At 68.6% G+C, this 392-nt stretch carries 1 protein-coding gene; it reads left to right on the top strand.

The window, feature by feature from the left end:
- Positions 1 to 348, top strand: a 348-nt coding sequence (locus tag NE591_RS13070; protein ID WP_256156841.1) for a hypothetical protein, incomplete at its 5' end; no start/stop codon positions are given.
- Positions 349 to 392: the final 44 nt, after the last annotated feature.

The following is a 392-nucleotide window of genomic DNA, read 5'->3' as shown; positions in this document are numbered from 1 at the left end:
CTGGATCGCGCCGAGCTAGCCAAGGCGGCCGACGGCGACGTGCTGCAGTCAACCGGGCACCGCGCCGTGCCGCTTATGCCCGCCTTCATGACCGTGCAGAAGGACATGCTCTACATCGGCGAGTTCTCCCATCGGCTGTTCTACCCCACACCGAAGAGCCACTGGCTGCGCTGCCCCTCCGGCGAGCCGAACCCGGCTCTCCTGCTTGCCTACTCCCCGCACGACGGCGGCCCCTTCGGCTTCGGCGAGCATCCCTCGGCGGTGTACTCCATTCCCGGCAACGTGCAGGGCATGTGCGTCACGCCCGAGGGGAACATCGTCCTCAGCTTGGCCTGGGCCGGGTCGTAGATGCGCACCTCGGCGTCGCCGAACCCCCACGCCAGGCTGAGGAC

It is taken from the genome of Adlercreutzia sp. DFI.6.23, assembly GCF_024462535.1.
GTDB classification, from domain to species: domain Bacteria; phylum Actinomycetota; class Coriobacteriia; order Coriobacteriales; family Eggerthellaceae; genus Adlercreutzia; species Adlercreutzia rubneri.
This window is presented reverse-complemented; position numbering and strand designations above follow the sequence as displayed.